Annotated in this window: 1 protein-coding gene; it reads left to right on the top strand. The window is 60.0% G+C overall.

The window, feature by feature from the left end:
* Window positions 1-12 precede the first annotated feature (12 nt).
* Window positions 13-510: DUF1194 domain-containing protein (locus EN862_RS34815; RefSeq protein ID WP_245519816.1), on the top strand; the 498-nt coding region annotated here is incomplete at its 3' end.

Raw genomic sequence — 510 nt, 5'->3', positions numbered from 1 at the left:
CAGCGTGTCCTGGTGCCGTGGACCGTTCTCGACACGCCCGACGACGCGGCCGGCTTCGCCGGGGCCCTGCGGGTTCAGCCGATCGTCAGAGGACATGGCACCTCGATCACGGGAGCATTACTGGCGGCGGGCAAGCTGTTGGCAGGCTCGCCGATAGGTGACCGCATGGTCATCGATGTCTCCGGGGATGGACCTAACAATGCAGGTTTGCCCCTTCCACCGGTGCGCGACGCACTCATTGGTTCCGGCGTCACCATCAACGGACTGGCGATTTCGTTGCACTCAGCAGACACACCCGACAATTTTGGTCCCGGCAACGTCGAACTGTATTATGAGAACTGCGTCATCGGCGGTTCCGGAGCCTTTATCGTCACTGTCGAAAACACAGCCGACTTCGCAAAAGCAATCCGGAACAAGCTCGTGGGTGAAATCGCCGGTTTTTCCTTCGGCGTGCAACCTGCGGCCTTTCAGATCCACTCGCGGCGGAGTTTCGATTGCGTTTCGATCGGA

The organism is Mesorhizobium sp. M2E.F.Ca.ET.219.01.1.1, from assembly GCF_004016445.2.
Lineage (GTDB): Bacteria > Pseudomonadota > Alphaproteobacteria > Rhizobiales > Rhizobiaceae > Mesorhizobium.
Note: the sequence above shows the minus strand (reverse complement) of the source record. Positions and strands in the feature narration are given on the sequence as shown.